Origin of the sequence: Clostridium sp. FP2, assembly GCF_011065955.2 — a bacterium.
Classification (GTDB): domain Bacteria; phylum Bacillota; class Clostridia; order Clostridiales; family Clostridiaceae; genus Clostridium_AD; species Clostridium_AD tagluense.
Genome location: NZ_JAAMNI020000001.1, coordinates 4,136,176 through 4,153,871, shown reverse-complemented (window position 1 = coordinate 4,153,871; position 17,696 = coordinate 4,136,176). Strand labels below are relative to the sequence as shown.

17 protein-coding genes are annotated in these 17,696 nt (G+C 30.1%); 13 read left to right on the top strand and 4 right to left on the bottom strand.

Going from position 1 to position 17,696, the window contains the following annotated elements:
* Window positions 1–246 precede the first annotated feature (246 nt).
* The 4 genes from surE to G9F71_RS19765 all read left to right on the top strand — a co-directional run bounded on the left by surE (window position 247) and on the right by G9F71_RS19765 (window position 4,735).
* Window positions 247–999 (top strand): 5'/3'-nucleotidase SurE, encoded by a 753-nt coding sequence (surE, locus tag G9F71_RS19780; protein ID WP_164950562.1) that lies wholly within the window; start codon window positions 247–249, stop codon window positions 997–999.
* A gap of 95 nt (window positions 1,000–1,094) precedes the next feature.
* Entirely contained in the window at window positions 1,095–1,955 is an 861-nt protein-coding gene (locus G9F71_RS27650; protein WP_318011089.1) for a methyl-accepting chemotaxis protein, read from the top strand.
* A 223-nt stretch (window positions 1,956–2,178) separates the two neighbouring features.
* The gene (locus G9F71_RS19770; RefSeq protein ID WP_125002763.1) at window positions 2,179–2,541 is read left to right on the top strand and encodes an ArsR/SmtB family transcription factor; all 363 of its coding nucleotides are present in this window, start codon (window positions 2,179–2,181) and stop codon (window positions 2,539–2,541) included.
* 55 nt (window positions 2,542–2,596) lie between these two features.
* Window positions 2,597–4,735 carry a heavy metal translocating P-type ATPase gene (locus G9F71_RS19765; protein WP_164950561.1) on the top strand — a complete coding sequence of 713 codons (2,139 nt, stop codon included), beginning with the start codon at window positions 2,597–2,599 and terminating at the stop codon, window positions 4,733–4,735.
* A 100-nt stretch (window positions 4,736–4,835) separates the two neighbouring features.
* Here the strand turns inward: G9F71_RS19765 and glcT are convergent, their stop codons facing one another.
* Window positions 4,836–5,684 (bottom strand): glucose PTS transporter transcription antiterminator GlcT, encoded by an 849-nt coding sequence (glcT, locus tag G9F71_RS19760; RefSeq protein ID WP_164950560.1) that lies wholly within the window; start codon window positions 5,682–5,684, stop codon window positions 4,836–4,838.
* Window positions 5,685–5,874: 190 nt separating this feature from the next.
* Between glcT and G9F71_RS19755 the strand changes: the two genes are divergently transcribed.
* Genes G9F71_RS19755 through nagB form a run of 4 tightly spaced genes read left to right on the top strand, consistent with a single transcriptional unit; the run spans window position 5,875 to window position 9,491 of the window.
* Window positions 5,875–6,606 (top strand): GntR family transcriptional regulator, encoded by a 732-nt coding sequence (locus tag G9F71_RS19755; RefSeq protein WP_164950559.1) that lies wholly within the window; start codon window positions 5,875–5,877, stop codon window positions 6,604–6,606.
* Between the two features lie 53 nt (window positions 6,607–6,659).
* Window positions 6,660–7,535, top strand: a complete 876-nt coding sequence (gene murQ, locus G9F71_RS19750; RefSeq protein ID WP_164950558.1) for an N-acetylmuramic acid 6-phosphate etherase — start codon at window positions 6,660–6,662, stop codon at window positions 7,533–7,535.
* Between the two features lie 22 nt (window positions 7,536–7,557).
* On the top strand, window positions 7,558–8,733 hold the full coding sequence (gene nagA / locus G9F71_RS19745; protein WP_164950620.1) for an N-acetylglucosamine-6-phosphate deacetylase: 1,176 nt from the start codon (window positions 7,558–7,560) through the stop codon (window positions 8,731–8,733).
* A gap of 32 nt (window positions 8,734–8,765) precedes the next feature.
* Window positions 8,766–9,491 carry a glucosamine-6-phosphate deaminase gene (gene nagB / locus G9F71_RS19740; protein WP_164950557.1) on the top strand — a complete coding sequence of 242 codons (726 nt, stop codon included), beginning with the start codon at window positions 8,766–8,768 and terminating at the stop codon, window positions 9,489–9,491.
* A gap of 60 nt (window positions 9,492–9,551) precedes the next feature.
* Here nagB and G9F71_RS19735 read toward each other — a convergent pair whose 3' ends face one another.
* Complete coding sequence (locus G9F71_RS19735) at window positions 9,552–9,992, bottom strand: CBS domain-containing protein (RefSeq protein WP_164950556.1); 441 nt, start codon at window positions 9,990–9,992, stop codon at window positions 9,552–9,554.
* Between the two features lie 336 nt (window positions 9,993–10,328).
* On the opposite strand from G9F71_RS19735, the gene G9F71_RS19730 reads away from it, so the two are divergent.
* From G9F71_RS19730 to G9F71_RS19715, 4 genes are read left to right on the top strand one after another with little or no spacing between them, the layout of a single operon-like run.
* A complete protein-coding gene (locus G9F71_RS19730) occupies window positions 10,329–10,787 on the top strand; it encodes a PH domain-containing protein (RefSeq protein WP_164950555.1) in 459 nt (152 codons plus the stop codon).
* The gene (locus G9F71_RS19725) at window positions 10,784–11,662 is read left to right on the top strand and encodes a PH domain-containing protein (RefSeq protein ID WP_164950554.1); all 879 of its coding nucleotides are present in this window, start codon (window positions 10,784–10,786) and stop codon (window positions 11,660–11,662) included. Before G9F71_RS19730 ends, G9F71_RS19725 begins: the two co-directional genes overlap by 4 nt.
* A 35-nt stretch (window positions 11,663–11,697) precedes the next feature.
* Entirely contained in the window at window positions 11,698–13,608 is a 1,911-nt protein-coding gene (locus G9F71_RS19720; RefSeq protein ID WP_164950553.1) for a BMP family ABC transporter substrate-binding protein, read from the top strand.
* 19 nt (window positions 13,609–13,627) lie between these two features.
* Window positions 13,628–14,224, top strand: a complete 597-nt coding sequence (locus G9F71_RS19715; RefSeq protein ID WP_224626507.1) for a metallophosphoesterase — start codon at window positions 13,628–13,630, stop codon at window positions 14,222–14,224.
* Window positions 14,225–14,280: 56 nt separating this feature from the next.
* Here the strand turns inward: G9F71_RS19715 and G9F71_RS19710 are convergent, their stop codons facing one another.
* Together G9F71_RS19710 and G9F71_RS19705 are read right to left on the bottom strand one after the other, a co-directional pair.
* On the bottom strand, window positions 14,281–15,183 hold the full coding sequence (locus tag G9F71_RS19710; protein WP_318011088.1) for a DMT family transporter: 903 nt from the start codon (window positions 15,181–15,183) through the stop codon (window positions 14,281–14,283).
* A gap of 67 nt (window positions 15,184–15,250) precedes the next feature.
* Complete coding sequence (locus G9F71_RS19705) at window positions 15,251–16,303, bottom strand: HD-GYP domain-containing protein (RefSeq protein ID WP_164950552.1); 1,053 nt, start codon at window positions 16,301–16,303, stop codon at window positions 15,251–15,253.
* 238 nt (window positions 16,304–16,541) lie between these two features.
* Between G9F71_RS19705 and G9F71_RS19700 the strand changes: the two genes are divergently transcribed.
* Window positions 16,542–17,687 (top strand): cysteine desulfurase family protein, encoded by a 1,146-nt coding sequence (locus G9F71_RS19700; protein ID WP_164950551.1) that lies wholly within the window; start codon window positions 16,542–16,544, stop codon window positions 17,685–17,687.
* The last annotated feature ends 9 nt before the right edge of the window (window positions 17,688–17,696 follow it).

Here is a 17,696-nt window from a genome sequence, read left to right as displayed (position 1 = left end):
GCAGATGATGATTTAACCCGGTACCTATAGGCTTGACACTTTGAAAAAAGTGTTTGAGCTATAGGTATTTTTTGTATTTGAAAGGTCTTTAGTAATTGCTGATAATTAAGTGTAAATATAAATTAGTACTTGCCATAGATATCTATTGTTATTATATGTATAATATAAGTTGTAATAGCTTAAGTAAATGAGTTGTTAAAAATTAATAGTTGTAAAGAATCATAGTGAATTAGGGGAGGAATGAAAATGAGACTGTTGCTTACCAATGATGATGGTATAAATGCAAAAGGTATATATGCACTAGCAAAAGAACTGGAAAAAGATCATGAAGTAATTATCGTAGCACCAGATAATGAAAGAAGTGCTTGTGGACATTCAATAACACTTTCAAGGCCACTCATTGTGAAAGAAAATGTGTTAGAAGGATTAAAATCAAAAGCTTTTAGTGTGGATGGAACACCTGCTGATTGTGTAAAAATTGCCCTCAATAAACTTATTGAGGGTAAAATAGATATGGTAGTATCAGGAATCAATAAAGGGTTAAATTTAGGTACAGATGTTCTATATTCTGGTACAGTTTCTGCAGCTATTGAAGCAGCTATTCATAAAGTTCCATCTATGGCTATTTCTATGCAGATTAATAAAAATATTGAGAGTTATGAAATGGCAGCCGTATATGCTAGACAAATATTGCTTAAGGCTAAGGAGAATAACATTAAAAGTGATATTGTATTAAATGTAAATGTTCCACTACTTAAGGAGAATGAAATAAAAGGAATTAAAGTATGCAAAATCGGAAGCAGATTTTATAACAACACTTATATAGAAACTATAGGAGAAAATAATGAAACTCATTATGAAATTAAAGGTGAATTAAAAGATGTTCATGAGGATGATTCCGACACAATATATTTTAAAGAGGGTTATGTGACTGTAACACCACTTCATTATGATTTAACTAATTTCAAAATATTAAATGATGTAAGTGAATGGTTTTAATTTTACAAAAATAGAAGCTTATGATAAATTACTGATTAATTGTACTTTATGTTATGAGAGAAAAAATCAAACTAAAATATTGAGCGGGGGTAAAAGTGAACAATAAATTATTATCAAAAGAAACTGAAAATACAAATGAGACACACAAAATAATAACTAGTTTCATAGAAATATTAGATCAATTACCTGCATTATTTGAGGACGAGATTGCTTTTACATTAACAGATAAGCAAAGATTTGTTAAGTTTGTTGAAAGTGAAAATATGCCTGCTTATTCTCAAGTAGGAAAGGTAATTCCGAAGGGCGAAGCACTAAGAGAAGTTATGGAAAGTGGTAAAATGAAAGCTTTTACAGTTGACGATTATAATAATATGAGTATTAGGGTAGTTGCAATTCCACTGAAGGACGAGCAGGGTAAAGTGGTAGGTGCAATATCTTATGGTAAAAATTTAGCAAATAGTACTAGAATTACCAAAATGTCTGTTGACTTATCAAATGCAACTGCATCTATATTAAAAGTGGCAAATGTAATTAATACTGATATACAAAATATTAGGGAAATAAACACTAAGGTTGTAGATGAAGTAAAAAATACTTCAGATCAATGTAATAATACGGACGATATAATTAAATTTATTGAAGGTATAGCAAGACAAACAAACCTTCTAGGGTTAAATGCTGCAATAGAGGCATCTAGAGCAGGTGAGCTTGGAAAAGGATTCGGTGTTGTAGCATCTGAAATAAGAAAATTATCTGGATCTAGTACTCAATCTATAACTGAAATAAATACTATATTGAAAAGTATTAAGGATTCAGTAGGCAAGGTAGAAAAGATTATTGGTATTGCTATGACTTCTGCTGAAAAACAAGAACAGGAACTAACTCAAATAATTCATTCTGTAAAAGAATTGAATAAGAGTGCAGAGATTTTGGCTGAAATGGCAAGCAAATTATAAGAAGAAGGCTAAAAGAAATAAATCAAGAGAAATCAATGGGGACAGTTAACAATTATCCATCCTTTAACGACATTTTAAAAGGTACAAGTTTTCTATGAAGACTTGTACCTTTTGTTTTAAATAGTTGTTAACCGTCCCCAAAAGATGTTGACAACTATTAACAAATGTAATACAATAACATATGAACAACAATTCATGTGTTCATATGAATGGAGGAAAGCAAATGGTAAAAAAAATAGAGTTTTGCACTTGTTCTACTATACATGAAGATGTGGTAGAAAAAGTTAGAAAATCAATACCACAAGAAGAAACACTGTATGACTTAGCAGAACTTTTTAAAGTTTTTGGTGATACTACAAGAATTAGAATTCTTTGTGTGCTATTCCAAACTGAAATGTGTGTTTGTGATATAGCAGCTCTTCTTAATATGACTCAATCAGCTATTTCACATCAACTTCGTGTGCTTAAAAATGCTAGACTTGTGAAACATAGGCGCGAAGGTAAAGTTGTGTTCTATTCCTTGGATGACGAACATGTTAAACAAATTTTTGATCAGGGACTTATACACATAAAAGAATTAAAATAATATTCTATTATTATAATGTAAAAGTACATAAAAAAAATTGTAAGAGGGGGAGAAAATGGAGACTATAATAAAAAGAGAATTCATTTTAGAAGGTTTGGGTTGTGCTAATTGTGCGAATAAAATTGAAGCTAATTGCAAAAAAATAGAGGGGGTAGTTGATGCAAATATAAATTTTATTAGTAAAAACTTAGTAATTAAGTTTCAAAGCGAAGATAAAATATTAATTATTATAGATGAAGTAAAAAAAATAGTTAAGAGGATAGAACCGGATGTTGTGCTTATACCAAAAAAAGAAAATACATTTAAATATGAGGAAAAAGGTCATAATCATAGCAAGACCAAGGTAGAAGAAGGAAATAATAAAAATAAAATTATGGCAGTTTCTATAGGCATAGCAATTTTTATAATAGCAGTTGTATTTAAATTAGATTATTGGGTTGAATTTTGCTTATTTCTTATAAGCTATTTATTAATCGGTGGAGAAGTCCTTATAGTAGCTATAAAAAATATATTAAGAGGAGAGGTGTTTGATGAAAACTTCTTAATGGCACTGGCTACTGTGGGAGCGTTTTCTATTGGAGAATTTCCAGAAGGCGTAGGAGTTATGCTTTTTTACCAAATAGGAGAATTTTTTCAAGAAGCAGCTGTAAATAAATCAAGGAAATCTATATCTGCACTTATGGATATAAGGCCAGATTATGCAAATAAAAAGATTAAAGATGAAATTGTTAAAGTAGATCCGGAAGAGGTACACATTGGAGATATTATAATAGTAAAGCCAGGAGAAAAAGTACCTTTAGATGGAAGGGTAATAGAGGGTAAGTCCTTAGTAGATACAGCTGCATTAACTGGCGAATCAGTTCCAAGACAAGTTAAAAGCGGCGATGAAATTCTAGCTGGATGTATAAATAAAAATGGATTATTGACTATAGAGGTTGCGAAAGAATTTGGAGAGTCAACTTTGGCTAAAATTTTGGATTTAGTACAAAATGCTAGCAGTAAAAAAGCACCCACTGAAAATTTCATAACAAAATTTGCAAGGTATTACACACCAATTGTAGTTATAAGTGCAATTATTCTTGCAGTACTTCCACCTCTTTTAATATCTGGCGCTACTTTTTCTGAGTGGATATATAGGGCATTGGTATTTTTAGTAGTATCTTGTCCTTGTGCACTCGTGATATCTATTCCACTTGGATTCTTTGGAGGAATAGGTGGGGCATCTAAAAATGGTATTTTGGTAAAAGGTGGAAATTACTTAGAGGCATTAAATAGTGTTGAGGTGGTGGTTTTTGATAAAACAGGCACTTTAACTAAAGGAGTATTTGTGGTTACAGAAATACATGAAGAAATGGGAATTAGCAAAAATGAATTATTAGAGTATGTAGCTTTTACAGAAAGCAATTCAAACCATCCTATTGCCACTTCTATACTAAAAGCTTATGGCAAAGATATATGTAAAGAAGATATTAAAGATGTGGAAGAAATATCTGGCATGGGCATTAGAGCTAAAGTAAAAGGAAAATATGTGCTAGCTGGTAATTCAAAACTAATGGATAGTGAGAAAATTTCTTATAATAAAGTTAAAAATGTAGGAACCATAATATATGTAGCCATAGATAAGAAATATGTAGGGAGTATTATAATTTCTGATGAGATAAAGGAAGACTCTATTTCCGCTATAGCTAGCTTAAAGTCTATGGGTATTAAGAAAATAGTAATGCTTACAGGTGATAATAAAGATATAGCTGAGGGTATTGGAAAAGTGCTAGGTGTAGATGAAGTTTACTCAGAATTACTTCCACATGGAAAGGTTGAAAAGTTAGAAATGCTTCAAAAGCAAAAATCATCTAAAGGAAAGATAGTATTTGTAGGTGATGGCATTAATGATGCTCCGGTGCTTGCAAGAGCAGATATAGGAATAGCAATGGGTGGAGTGGGTTCGGATGCTGCAATAGAAGCTGCAGATATAGTGATAATGACTGATGAACCTTCAAAAATTGCTGAAGCTATTGTCATTGCGAGGAAAACAAAGCGGATTGTTATGCAAAATATTATATTTGCACTAAGTGTAAAAATAGCTATTTTAATATTAGCAGTTTTTGGGATTTCTACAATGTGGGAAGCTGTTTTTGGTGATGTAGGAGTTGCTCTAATTGCAGTGCTAAATTCTATGAGAGCCATGAAAGTTTAGCCATATTTAGGTATATTAGGTCATGATATAAGGCTAAAGATAGAAAAAAGGTTAATAAGAACAGAAAGTTCTTATTAACCTTTTTTCTATTGATTCATAGTCACGAGGCATGTTTAAATTTTTCTATATGCACAGCGATGTATGCAACCTCATCTTCCATTACATTTAACTGCAATTCTGATGCTAAAAGATTACAAACTTTTTGGGCTAAGGTATAAGAATCACTGTATTGTTTTTTGATAACATCAATTAATTCATTCCTAATAGGGGTATTGTTAATTAGTCGTTCAATAGCAAAGCGAATATGAGTTATAAATCTTGCATAGTCAATTGAGCCTGTGTCGATTTCTAAATCTAAACTATCCTCTATTAATTCAATAATTGAATTAGATAAGAAAGCATACTTTATAGTATTTGATAATTTTCCATTATTTCTAGCTGAATGAATGTGTAGTGTAATAAAGCCTATTTCTCCATCTGGAATTATTATATTCAGCTTCTTTTGAAGCATAGAGACAGCTTTTTTAGCTATTTCGAATTCTCTTTTATATAGTGTTTCAGTTTCTACTAAAAATGGATTTATAATTTCATCATTTTGTTTAAGTCTTTTTAAGGTAAAAGCAATATGGTCTGTAAGTGAAATGTGTATTTTTTCATTTAGGTCTTCATTAAGCTCTTTTGATATCATAAATATAATTTCTTCACATAGACCAATTAATTCATTATCCACAGTAGTTACAAGTTCTTTAAAATTATGATAATTAGTTTTATCATCCAAAGAAAAAATTTTATCTATTTCTGTCTTTGAGGAAAGTATATCACCAAAATGTTTACCAAAACCTAAGCCTTTTCCAAAGAGTATTTTTTCACTATTTTTTTGTGTAACTAGTAGAACATTATTATTGAATACCTTTTGTATTGTATAATCAGCTTTGAAAAGAAAATTCATAAACAATATACCCCCCCTGTATTACTTCAAATTAGATAATAAGAATACTAAAATTTTATTTATTAAATTAAATAGGTTGTAAAAAAAATGGATTTGAAATATAATTGGTATATACAACATAACAACATGATAACATATCAACTATGTTTATGTATACAAAAATTTATTACTAATTGAGGAGGAAAAAGATTTGAAAAAGATTTCAAAGGATATTCCTATACCACTTCATTATCAGATAAAAGAGATACTACAAGAAATGATAGAAAATGAAATTTTAAAGCCAGGACAAGCAATTCCAACAGAAAGGGAACTCTGTGAAATTCAAGGAGTTAGTAGAATGACCGTAAATAAGGCTATTATGTCCTTAGTAAATGAGGGATTAGTTTATAGAGAACAGGGAAAAGGAACTTTTGTATCTATTGCAAAGGTTAATCGAGAAATATCACAGCTCAAAGGTTTCACTGAACAAATGGAAGAGAATGGAGCGATATCAAAAACTAAAATATTATCTTTTAAGGTTATAGAGGCAACAAAAAAATACAAACTTGAACTGAAAATGCCTGAAGAGGAAAATAAAATCATTGAAATTATAAGGCTTAGATTTAGTGATGAACAACCAGTAGCTATTGAAACAGCATGGCTTCCATATTATTTATTTAAGGGAATGACTAGAGATATTATTGAAAATAAATCACTATATGCGATTTTTCGAGAAAAGTATGGGCATTATCCTGATAAAGCCAAACAAACCATTGAGCCCACAATGCTAAATGAATATGAAAGTAAGCTTCTAAATCAAGAAAATTCTGCGTTGGCATTAATATTTAGGCGAACAACTTATTTAGAAAATGAAACTCCTATTGAATATACTAAAGCTATATATAGAAGTGATAAGTATAAATATCAAATAATTTTAAAATAAGAGAAAGCAATTGGGTTATTTTCTACCTAAAGAGTTATACAAGGAGGGTTCTTATGGAAAAAAATAAGGTTGATGAATCAAATTTAGATAAACTTAGCATCTTTGAAATTCTTAAAAAGGTGAATGATGAGGACAAAAAAGTAGCTATAGCTATTGAAAAAGAGCTTAGTAACATAGAAAAATCAGTAGAATTAATCCTTCAAAGCTTTGAAGAGGGAGGGAGACTTTTTTATATTGGAAGTGGAACAAGTGGAAAATTAGGAGTAATGGATGCCTCAGAATGTCCTCCTACCTTTGGAACTCCAGATACTATGGTCCAGGGAATTATTTCTGGTGGAGTAGAAGCCTTAAGCGGATGGCTTGAACATACAGAGGATAATCCAGAACTTGCTATCAATGATTTAAAAATGGTAAATATAAATAAAAAAGATGTTTTAGTAGGTATAACTGCTAGTGGCAATACTCCTTATGTGGTAGCTGCCATGGAATATGCCAAGGCAGTGGGCTCCAAAACTATAGCGCTTATATGTAATTCAAAAGGTAAAATTAAAGACATTTGTGAAGTTGCCATAAATATAGAGGTTGGACCAGAAGTTATTTTGGGATCTACTAGAATGAAGGCAGGAACTGCACAAAAAATGGTTTTAAATATGTTAAGTACCGTAGCCATGATTAAAACGGGTAAAACTTATTCTAATTTAATGGTTAATGTACGACCTATTAATAAAAAACTAAAACAGCGGGTACGGGAAATAGTGAAGCTTGCAACAGGTGTGGATGACAGCAAAGTAAATGAAATTTTAGAAATCTGTGAATATGATCCAAAGGTGTGCATTGTTAAAATTAAAAGTGATGTGACGGTTGAAAAAGCAAAAGAAGCCTTAGATAAGACTAAGGGAAACGTAGCTAAGGCCTTAGCTATATTATAATAATTTTGAAGGGGTGATGAAGATTAAAGCTATAGTTAATGGAAAACTTATAATGAAAGATAGAGTAATATATGATAATGTTATAATTTTTGAAAAACAGATCATAAAAATTATAAATAAGGAGGAGTTCCTTAATTATAAGAAAGATTATAAACAAGAATATAAGGAAGAAATACAAGTTATAGATGCTAAAGGAAAATATGTTTCTCCTGGGTTTATTGATATTCATATTCACGGCTCCGGAGGATATGATACCATGGATGGTACGGCTGAGGCCTTAAGAGTTATAAGTACTACAATAGCTAAAAATGGAGTAACAGCATATTTACCAACTACAATGACTATGGAGCTGGGTAGCATATATTGTGCTTTAGACGCTATAAGAGAAGCAATGTCCAAGGATAATCAAGGAGCAAAGATTTTAGGGGCACATATGGAGGGTCCATTTATAAATGAAAAGTATAAAGGGGCTCAGAAGGCGGATAATATTATAGAACCAAATTATGATACTATAGTGGATTATTTAGATATTATTAAAATTATAACCCTTGCACCAGAAAAAGATAAGGAGCATAGTTTTATAAAAAAAGTAAAAGGTAATTCTAAAATCACGTTATCAATAGGTCATTCAGATGCAAGTTATGAAGAGACACTTAAGGCCATTGAGAGTGGAATAACCCATGCAACCCATACATTTAATGCTATGACTCCTTTGAATCATAGAAAACCAGGTATTGTAGGTGGAATTTTTACAAGTGATATAACCTGTGAGTTAATAGCGGATATGATACATATTCATCCCGCAATTTTTAATATACTTATAAATGTAAAGAAAAAGGATAAAATTGTACTTATAACAGATTCCATGAGAGCGGGCTGTATGAAGTGTGGGATATATGAGCTTGGTGGTCAGAAGGTAATAGTTGAAAATGGAGCTGCAAAACTTGAAAATGGTACTTTAGCTGGTAGTATATTAACCTTAAATAAGGCTGTGAAAAATATGATTCATCATAGTAATTTAGAAATTTATGAGGCGGTGGCAATGGCATCCAGTGTTCCAGCAAAGGTTATTCATATGGATAATCAAAAGGGAAGTTTAGAAGTGGGACTAGATGCAGATATAGTAATATTTAATGAAGATATAGATGTGCTTTTAACAATAGTTGAAGGGGAAATAGTGTTCCAAACTCAAAAGTAAGATTTTGAGTATTATTATGAGGCGGTGCAAATATGAGGATAATAGTAGTAGATAATTATGAAGAAATGAGTAAAAAAGCTGCAATGATGATTGCAAGTCAAATAATGTTAAAGCCAGATAGTGTGTTAGGACTAGCTACTGGAGATACTCCACTTGGAATGTATAAAGAATTAATACTTTTGTATAATAAAAGTGAAGTAGATTTTAAAGAGGTTACAACCTTCAATTTGGACGAATATTATGGACTTAATAGAGAAAATCCTCAAAGTTACTATAGTTATATGATGGCTAATCTATTTAATAGTATAAATATAAATAGGGAAAACATTAATGTGCCAAAAGGTATGGCAAAAGATGTTAAGGCTGTATGCTCAGACTATGAAGATAAAATAAAACAAGCTTCTGGAATAGATATGCAAGTGCTAGGTATAGGTGGAAACGGCCATATAGGATTCAATGAGCCAGATGTGAATTTTGAGGCAGAGACACATTTAGTCAATCTTGACGAAGAAACTATAGAAGCTAATTCTAGGTTTTTTGACTCAATAGAGGATGTGCCAGTAAAAGCCATAAGTATGGGAATAAAGACAATAATGAACTCTAAGAAGATCCTTTTACTTGCCAATGGAATAGGCAAGGCTGAAGCTATAGCAAAAGCTATTAATGGAAAAATAAGTCCTAAAGTACCAGCGTCTATTCTTCAGCTACATAATGATGTAACAATAATTTTAGACAAGGAAGCTGCCAGCCTTTTATAAAAACAAAATCCCTATACTAGCTAGTTAAGCTAGTATAGGGATTTTGTTTATTTTTATGTCTTATGTTGCTATTAATTTAAAGCTTTTAGTTTCATTATTATCGTATAATAAATTAAAACAATAACTTATTATATCACTTCTTTTAATTATTCCTATAAAGATATTATTGTCATCCACAACGGGAACAAAGTTTTGATCCTTTGCTAGGGATATTAAACTCTCTATGTCTGAATTAATTAATACTGGTGTGTTACAGATGTGTCTTGGGATATCTTCAATTAAAATTTTACTTGTATCATTAAAACTTAAATTTGGAGTATTTTTTAGTTTCCATAATAAATCACCTTCTGTTAAAGTACCTACATAATTACCTTTTTTATTTACTAAGGGCACAGCAGAATACCTATGGTATTCCATTCGTTCTAACGCTTGCCTCATTGTAGAGCTTGGCTTTTCATAAATAACTTCATTTTTAGGCGTAAGAAAAAAAGCTATGTTCATATTTTACCCATCCTTTAAATTTTTTTTATTTTACCAATTTTACCAGTGACCTTACAATCTCATTATAGCATGTTTTTTTTATTTATTGATGGATAATTTATTAAAATTTATGCTATTTAATGAATGATTTGTAAAGTATCTATAAAAATTTATAACTATTTATTATTAATAAATTTAATAATGGACTTTACATGAATTTTAGACTAAAATACTAAAATAACACATTAAATATCAAATATGCATTAGCAATAAGGTATAATAGTAATAAGCAACTAAGTAATGCTATTTTAATATAATATATAGTAAAATGAAAAAAACATGAGTATGGAGGTTAGTATGAAAAAAATTTCAGCATATTCACGAAAAATATGGACAATAAAAGGATTAATAACAACCGGGATATTTTTAGCAATTGCTGTGGCATTAAATATATCTTTAGAATTCAATCTTTTATGGAAATATGTGATAATTTGTAGTATGTATGGATTAGCATTAGTTTTCTTTATAAATTCTTTAATTATGTCAAAATATAGATATGAAAAATATAGATATGAAATAGATAGGGAAAAAATCATTTTAAGATATGGAATATTCAATGAAAAAAATGTAGTTATTCCTATGAAAAGAGTTAAGTACGTTGATATGAAGCAAGGAGTTTTTTTAAGAAAATATAGGCTTATAAATTTAACTGTGCATACTGATGGAGGATATTATGTAATCCCTTATTTGGAAAGTGAAGCAGGAAAAAAAGTGCAGCTTAGTATTTCAAAAATTGTTCAGGAGAGAAGCATATGAGAGAAATAAATAATAAAGATGGAAATGAAAATCAAGTACAAGAATGCGCGAAAGAGTTCACTACACCTTTAAAAGATTTATTTATGATGGCAACAATGTATAGTAGTATCTTAGTATTATTATCTATAATTGTATCTGTTTACTTTAAGATTGAGGATAGAGTGATTTTTATTATGTTATTTGTTTCATGGATAATATGTGTTGTTGTAACTATAATAAAATATTATAATTTTACAGTTATAAGAGACACAAATGATATTAAACTATCCTATGGATTATTTCATAAAAAGGAAATGGTTATTCCAATAAAAGGAATTCAAAGTTTAATAATAGTAGAGGGGCTTATTAAAAAGCCCTTAGGGTATTTTTCATTAAAGGTGGAAACTATAGGTTGTGGAAAAAACAAAGGCAAAAGCAAAATGATTTGTCCTATAGCTAAGAGCAAAGTGCTAAATAAATTTTTTGAAGAAATTTTACCTGAAATGAATATAACTTATGACTTAAGGAATTCACCAGAAAAAGCTTTAAATGGATTTTTATTATTTAGATTATTAAAAGAGGCTATGATAATAGGCCTAATAGCTATTTTTATTCCTTATGGATACTATGGTTTTTTACTAATACCTATTTTATTATTTTGGCACAATATAAGATTTAAAGACAATGGTTTGTATTATGGTAAGCATTTTGTTGTTATGAGGTTTAGAAAACTAGATAGGAAAACAGTTATAATCCATAAGGATTGTATTCAGTCTTTTGAAAAAGAACAAAACGTTTTGCAAAAGAGAAAAGCTATTGCTAAATATAAAGTAACTATAGCTGGGGCATCTAAATCATATAAGGTTGGACATATTAGTGAAAATATTTCTTGTTGATAATACATTTATCAAAACCCTAAGGAGTGAGTAGGATGAATTTTTCAGCTGTTGAAGAATTTAAAAAGGCTAGTAAATTAGCTAAACTTAGATATTATATGGACATATCTAAAGGGAAGTCAGGGCATATATCATCCTTAGATAGCATTTTAAAAAAATTAGACATAGTAGCAGAAATTCCCTTAGGAATAAAAAGTGTTCCATTAAAAAAGATATTAGGAACTTACTTTTATACAAGAAGTAGAGATTTTGCAATGAATTTCCTTCCTCTAGCGGGTGAAGACAGTGAGTTTTCTACGAAATGGCAAGCAGTCTATGCTCATCATATTAATGATGGAATAAATGACCCTATAAAAATGTATGAGTACATGAATGAGTTCTATGTTATGGAGGGAAATAAGAGGGTAAGTGTATTAAAATATGTAGATGCTTATGAAATAGAAGGAGAAATTACTAGGCTAGTTCCTAAAAGAGACGAGATGGATTTAAACAATACAATATATTATGAATTTTTAGATTTTAACAATAACACAGGTATAAATGCTATTTGGTTTACCTGTCAAGGTAGTTTTACTCAACTTGGCAAGTATTTGGATGAATATAATCCAAAGCTTACCTTGTTTTCAAACAAATATAAGCATTTTTTTAAAAATGTTTATTCACCCTTTAGGAACATATTTTATGAATTAGGTGGAGATAAATTAAATATTACCACTGGGGATGCATTCCTAGAGTATATAAAAATATATGGTATTTCAGATGAATTTATAGAAACAAAGAGAAAATTAAGAGTTGAAAAATTCTTAACAGAACTTAAGATACTATCAAAAAATAATGCGGTAGATATTCAAACAGAACCTTTTGATGTGCATAAAAAAAATGTTATCACCTCATTTACAAATTTAGTAGCACCACCTAAAAAGTTAAGAGCAGCTTTTGTTTTTGAAAAAACTATTGATACTTCAGGTTGGAGTTATGTTCATAATTTAGGAAGAATGTACGCGCAGAAACAATTAGGCAGTGAAATTGAAACTACTGCTGTTGATAAATTTCAAAATGATGGTGATAGCTATGAAAAATTATGTGAATTATGTGAAGAAAATTATGATATCATATTTACTACATGTTCATGTTATCTTAATATAACTTTGAGAGCAGCTTTAAAATATGATAATATTAAGTTTTTTAATTGCTCCCCAGTAAAAGCTTTTAGAAATGTAAGTACTTATTTTGGACGCTCTCATGAACCTAGATTTTTAATGGGGCTTATTGCAGGTACAATTACAAAATCAAATATTATAGGATATATAGATATTTATAATGAAACTGAGATTATAACAGGGATTAATGCCTTTGCTTTAGGTGTTAAAACAGTAAATCCCAATGCTAAAGTTATGATTTCTTGGCTTAATGAAATAGGGGACGTAAATCACTCTAAAGAATTAATTCAAGAACTTCAAAGGCGGGGTGCAGATCTTATAATGCAAAATGATTTAACAGCTTTAGGTAAGGGTTCCAGAGATTTTGGGTTATATTCCTTAGAATATAGCCAAAAGGAGGAAGAATGGATACCTGAAGTAAACTATGGTTTAATTACATGGGACTTAGGAGCATTTTATGAGAAAATACTTAGAAATATTGTAAATGGTAGTTTTAAAGGTATATTTAGTACTGAATCTAAACGTGTAAGTTTTTGGTGGGGAATGGACTCGGGCCTTGTGGATATTATTTATTCAAAACATAATGTGCCCATCCAAACTCAAAAGTTAGTAGATATTATGCGGGAACTAATTATTGAAAATAGATTCCATACTTTTGCAGGCCCTGTGCAAGATACTCAAGGTGAAATTAGAATTAAGGATGGTGACATAGGAAACTATGAGGATATGTTATATATGGACTGGTTTGTGGATAATGTGGTAGGAGAACTTCCTGTGGAGGAATAGAATTTCAAAAGATGAGTAGGTGATTAAAGTTAAAGTATTATTAGTTTCAGATATTGAAGATAGTTATATTTGGGATCACTTTGATCATGAAAGATTTAGTGAAATTGAGCTAGTAATATCCTGTGGAGATTTAAAAGCAGATTATCTAGAATATATAGCTAATATGATTAAAGCACCCCTACTTTATGTTAATGGTAATCATGATGTAAATTATTTGAAAAAACCACCAGCTGGATGTATCTCTATTGATGGTAAGATTTTTGTATATAAAAATCTTAGAATACTAGGACTTGGAGGATCTATTGACTATAATAGCGGCCCTTTTCAATATTCACAAAAGGAAATGAGCAAACGAGCTTCAAAATTAAAATTGAGTTTATGGAAGAATAAAGGATTTGATATATTAGTAACTCATTCACCAGCAAAAGGCATAGGGGATGCAAAAGATCCTTGTCATCAGGGTTTTGAAGTGTTTATAGATATTTTAAATAAATACTCTCCAAAATATTTTTTTTACGGTCATCAGCATTTGGATTATGGAAAAGGTGAAAGGAAAATGATTTATAACACTACTACTCTTATAAACGCATTTAAATACCATATTGTTGAAATATAGAAAACCCATGGGTAATAATTTTGCCCATAGGTTTTCTATATTTTTATGTAATTAAGTTAACTACTAGCTGATATTTTCTTTGTTTTTAAGAAATCCCATTTAGTTTCTGTTGTTATAATTGCCAAAAATATAGTTATACAACCTATGACCATCTTTGAGGTAAATACTTCATTAAGCATTATAACAGATAAAATAGAGCCAAAAACTGATTCTAAACATAAAATAATAGCAGCGTGAGTGGAGGAGGTATATTTCTGTGCTACATTTTGTATAATGAATGCAAACATTGTACTGAAAATTGCTAAATAACCAATTGCAAAAATTGTATCTGAATTCATTTGCGCTGGTACTTTTTCATAGATTAAGGCAGCTATAAGTGAGAAAACTGCAGCGGAACCTAACTGTATTATTACAAGGGTTATAGCACCAACTTTTTGCGTGAAAAACCCAACAGAAACTATATGAGCTGCAAAAAATACTGCACATATTAAAGTCAAACCGTCTCCAAGTCCGATGTGTATACCTCCATCTAAGGTTAGCATTCCTATTCCTATAAAACATAGGAAAGCTGATGCTAACGAATAAGAATCTGGTTTTCTTTTGCTAATTATCCAATAAAGAAAGGGTACAATAACTACATTAGTTCCAGTTAAAAAAGCATTTTTACCAGCAGTTGTATATTTCATACCAATAGTTTGAGCGGCAAAGCCTAAAAAAAGGAGAAGTCCAACCAAAGTCCCAACCGCTAGCTGATTTTTAGTAATGTGCTTAATTTTTTTTCTGAAAACTAAGAGCATAATTATGGCAGAAATACCAAATCGCATTGCCATAATATAAAAAGGTGTAACACTATCTAAAGCACCTTTTACAGCTATAAATCCGCCACCCCAAACAATTGCTACTAGTAGTAAAGACATATCAGCGAGAATACTCTTTTTTTTGTCTGTATTTTTCATCATTAGCACTCCTTTAATATATGAGGCATCTTTGCCTTGTTATTTTTAAAAAATGAGAAGTTTGTTGTTATTAGGTTATAAGTTCTGTAATAAATATATTCTTTTCAATGCTTAAATCAATAAAATTTGAATCAATAGAAATGAGAGGCCTGGTAATATTATTTATGTCTATTTTAATTACCTTTCCTATAGAACCATCACTCAGCTTAACCATTTCACCAGTGTAGTAGTTTGACATTTGTGTGATAAAGGTAGTGAGATAATTATAATCAAATAAACCCATGCAATCATGTTGCATAATTTCTAATGCAACAAAGGGATTTTGTTTTTCTCCATAAACTTTATCCGAGGTCATTGCATCAAACATATCTGCAATTCCTATTATTTTTGCAAAAACACTAATTTTATCTTCTTTTAAATGTAGGGGATAACCAGAACCGTCTATACGTTCATGATGCATAAGAACACCTAAACTCACGGACTCGTCTAAATAAGGAATATTGCGTACAAATTCATAAGAGTAAACCGAATGTTTTTTAATTTGTTCAAACTCTAAATTTGTGAGTTTTGAAGATTTATTTAATATACTGGGGCTAACTTTTGTTTTACCGATATCATGAAGAAAAGCACTATAAGTTAAAAGTGTTAAATCTCTATTAGATAAATTTAACCATCTACCTAGCATAGAACTTAAAAATGCAACATTTACACAATGGCGTATAAGATATTCATCTATATTTCTAGAACTCGATATACTTTTTAAAATAGAACTATAATCATTAAGATCATCTAAAATTTCTTTAGACATAACTCGGATTTCTGTTAAATCGAGCTCAGGATTATTATCTATACTATTTAAAAAATTATTTATGCGATTTGAAAAATTATTTAGTACTTTTTCAGTTTGGGTTAAACGTTGCGAAATAGGTTCCTCCATTGCTTGTTCAAAATCATTAATAGATATAGTGTTTGATGGGTAAAAATCTAGTATTTTTTTTATTATGGAACTATTTAATGCACTTTCCTTTGTAAGTAAATTTAAGCCGTTTAGTATTAAATCTTCAGCTAAAATCATATTTGGCTTTAACTCGTAAATGCTTATACTTTTAACCTTTGGTTTCATAGATGCACTCCCTCTAAAATGAATTGATAAATTAAGTGAAATTAATGAAATATCAGTAGATATATTATATATTTGGATAATTTTATTTTACCATAGAAACTGACATTAGCCCAAATGAATGTTTTTTTATTTATTGACAATAATAATTAAAATATTTATAATTAACTATATCAGAGCAAAACACTAAGAATTGATTGAGTAATTTTAGTGGATGTTTGAAGAGGAGGGATATAGAATTATGGAAGTATACTTAGATAATAGTGCAACAACTATACCTTATGAAGAGGTTATTGAGGATGTATGTAGTACTATGAGAAATTATTATGGTAACCCATCTTCAGCTCATAGTTTAGGCTTTAAGGCAGAGCAAAAACTTAGGGAAATAAGAGTGAATATTGCGAGCAGTATAAATGCTATAAGCGAGGAAATAATATTTACATCAGGAGGAAGTGAAAGTAATAATTTTCTCATAAAGGGGTTTGTGAGACCTGGGTCTCATATAATAACTACTAAAATTGAGCATTCAAGTGTAGCAAACACATTTAAGGCATTAGAAGATTTAGGAACAAAGGTTACATATATTGATGTAGATGAAAGTGGTAGAATAGATATAGAGCAGCTCAGCAGTAGTATAAATCGCGATACTCAAATTGTTAGTATAATGCATGTTAACAACGAGGTAGGGGTTATACAGGATCTTGAGCTTATAGGAAAATTAATTAAAACAAAAAGTAATAGAGCTAAATTTCATGTAGATGCAGTGCAAAGTTATGGAAAAATTCCTATTGATGTAGAAAAATATAATATTGATTTATTATCTACTAGTGCACATAAAATCCATGGTCCTCGCGGAATTGGATTTGCATATGTACGGAAGGGTCTCATACCTATTAGCTTAATAAATGGTGGAGGACAAGAAAGAAATTTAAGGTCAGGTACAGAAAATCTTGCTGGGATTGTTGGATTTGGAACCGCAGTGAAAATTATGTGTAAAAATGAGCATGTAAATTTTAACAATGTTTTAGAGATAAAGAAATATTTCATAGATAAATTGTCTGAGCTAGATGGCGTTATAATTAATAGCAAGTTGGAAGATAGGTTTACACCTTATATACTAAATGTATCATTTATTGGTGTCAAAGGGGAGGTACTTCTACATTCTTTAGAAGAAAAGGGCATATATGTGTCTACAGGTTCAGCATGTTCAGCTAAAAACCCTAATAAAAGTAGTGAAGTATTAAAGGCTCTTGGAAGAAGTTTAGAGGAGCAAAAGGGAACTATACGGTTTAGTTTTTCAGAAGATAATAATAAAGAACAAATAGACTATGTTATATGTGAACTTAACAAATCACTAAAATTTTTGAGAAAGCTAAACAAAAGATAAAGGATAGGT

Bases quoted from the DNA above. Each gene is read 5' to 3' on its own strand.
- surE (WP_164950562.1), top strand. From the start codon at position 247: ATGAGACTGTTGCTTACCAATGATGATGGTATAAATGCAAAAGGTATA.
- G9F71_RS19770 (WP_125002763.1), top strand. From the start codon at position 2,179: ATGGTAAAAAAAATAGAGTTTTGCACTTGTTCTACTATACATGAAGAT.
- G9F71_RS19765 (WP_164950561.1), top strand. From the start codon at position 2,597: ATGGAGACTATAATAAAAAGAGAATTCATTTTAGAAGGTTTGGGTTGT.
- glcT (WP_164950560.1), bottom strand. From the start codon at position 5,684: ATGAATTTTCTTTTCAAAGCTGATTATACAATACAAAAGGTATTCAAT.
- murQ (WP_164950558.1), top strand. From the start codon at position 6,660: ATGGAAAAAAATAAGGTTGATGAATCAAATTTAGATAAACTTAGCATC.
- nagB (WP_164950557.1), top strand. From the start codon at position 8,766: ATGAGGATAATAGTAGTAGATAATTATGAAGAAATGAGTAAAAAAGCT.
- G9F71_RS19735 (WP_164950556.1), bottom strand. From the start codon at position 9,992: ATGAACATAGCTTTTTTTCTTACGCCTAAAAATGAAGTTATTTATGAA.
- G9F71_RS19730 (WP_164950555.1), top strand. From the start codon at position 10,329: ATGAAAAAAATTTCAGCATATTCACGAAAAATATGGACAATAAAAGGA.
- G9F71_RS19725 (WP_164950554.1), top strand. From the start codon at position 10,784: ATGAGAGAAATAAATAATAAAGATGGAAATGAAAATCAAGTACAAGAA.
- G9F71_RS19720 (WP_164950553.1), top strand. From the start codon at position 11,698: ATGAATTTTTCAGCTGTTGAAGAATTTAAAAAGGCTAGTAAATTAGCT.
- G9F71_RS19710 (WP_318011088.1), bottom strand. From the start codon at position 15,183: ATGATGAAAAATACAGACAAAAAAAAGAGTATTCTCGCTGATATGTCT.
- G9F71_RS19705 (WP_164950552.1), bottom strand. From the start codon at position 16,303: ATGAAACCAAAGGTTAAAAGTATAAGCATTTACGAGTTAAAGCCAAAT.
- G9F71_RS19700 (WP_164950551.1), top strand. From the start codon at position 16,542: ATGGAAGTATACTTAGATAATAGTGCAACAACTATACCTTATGAAGAG.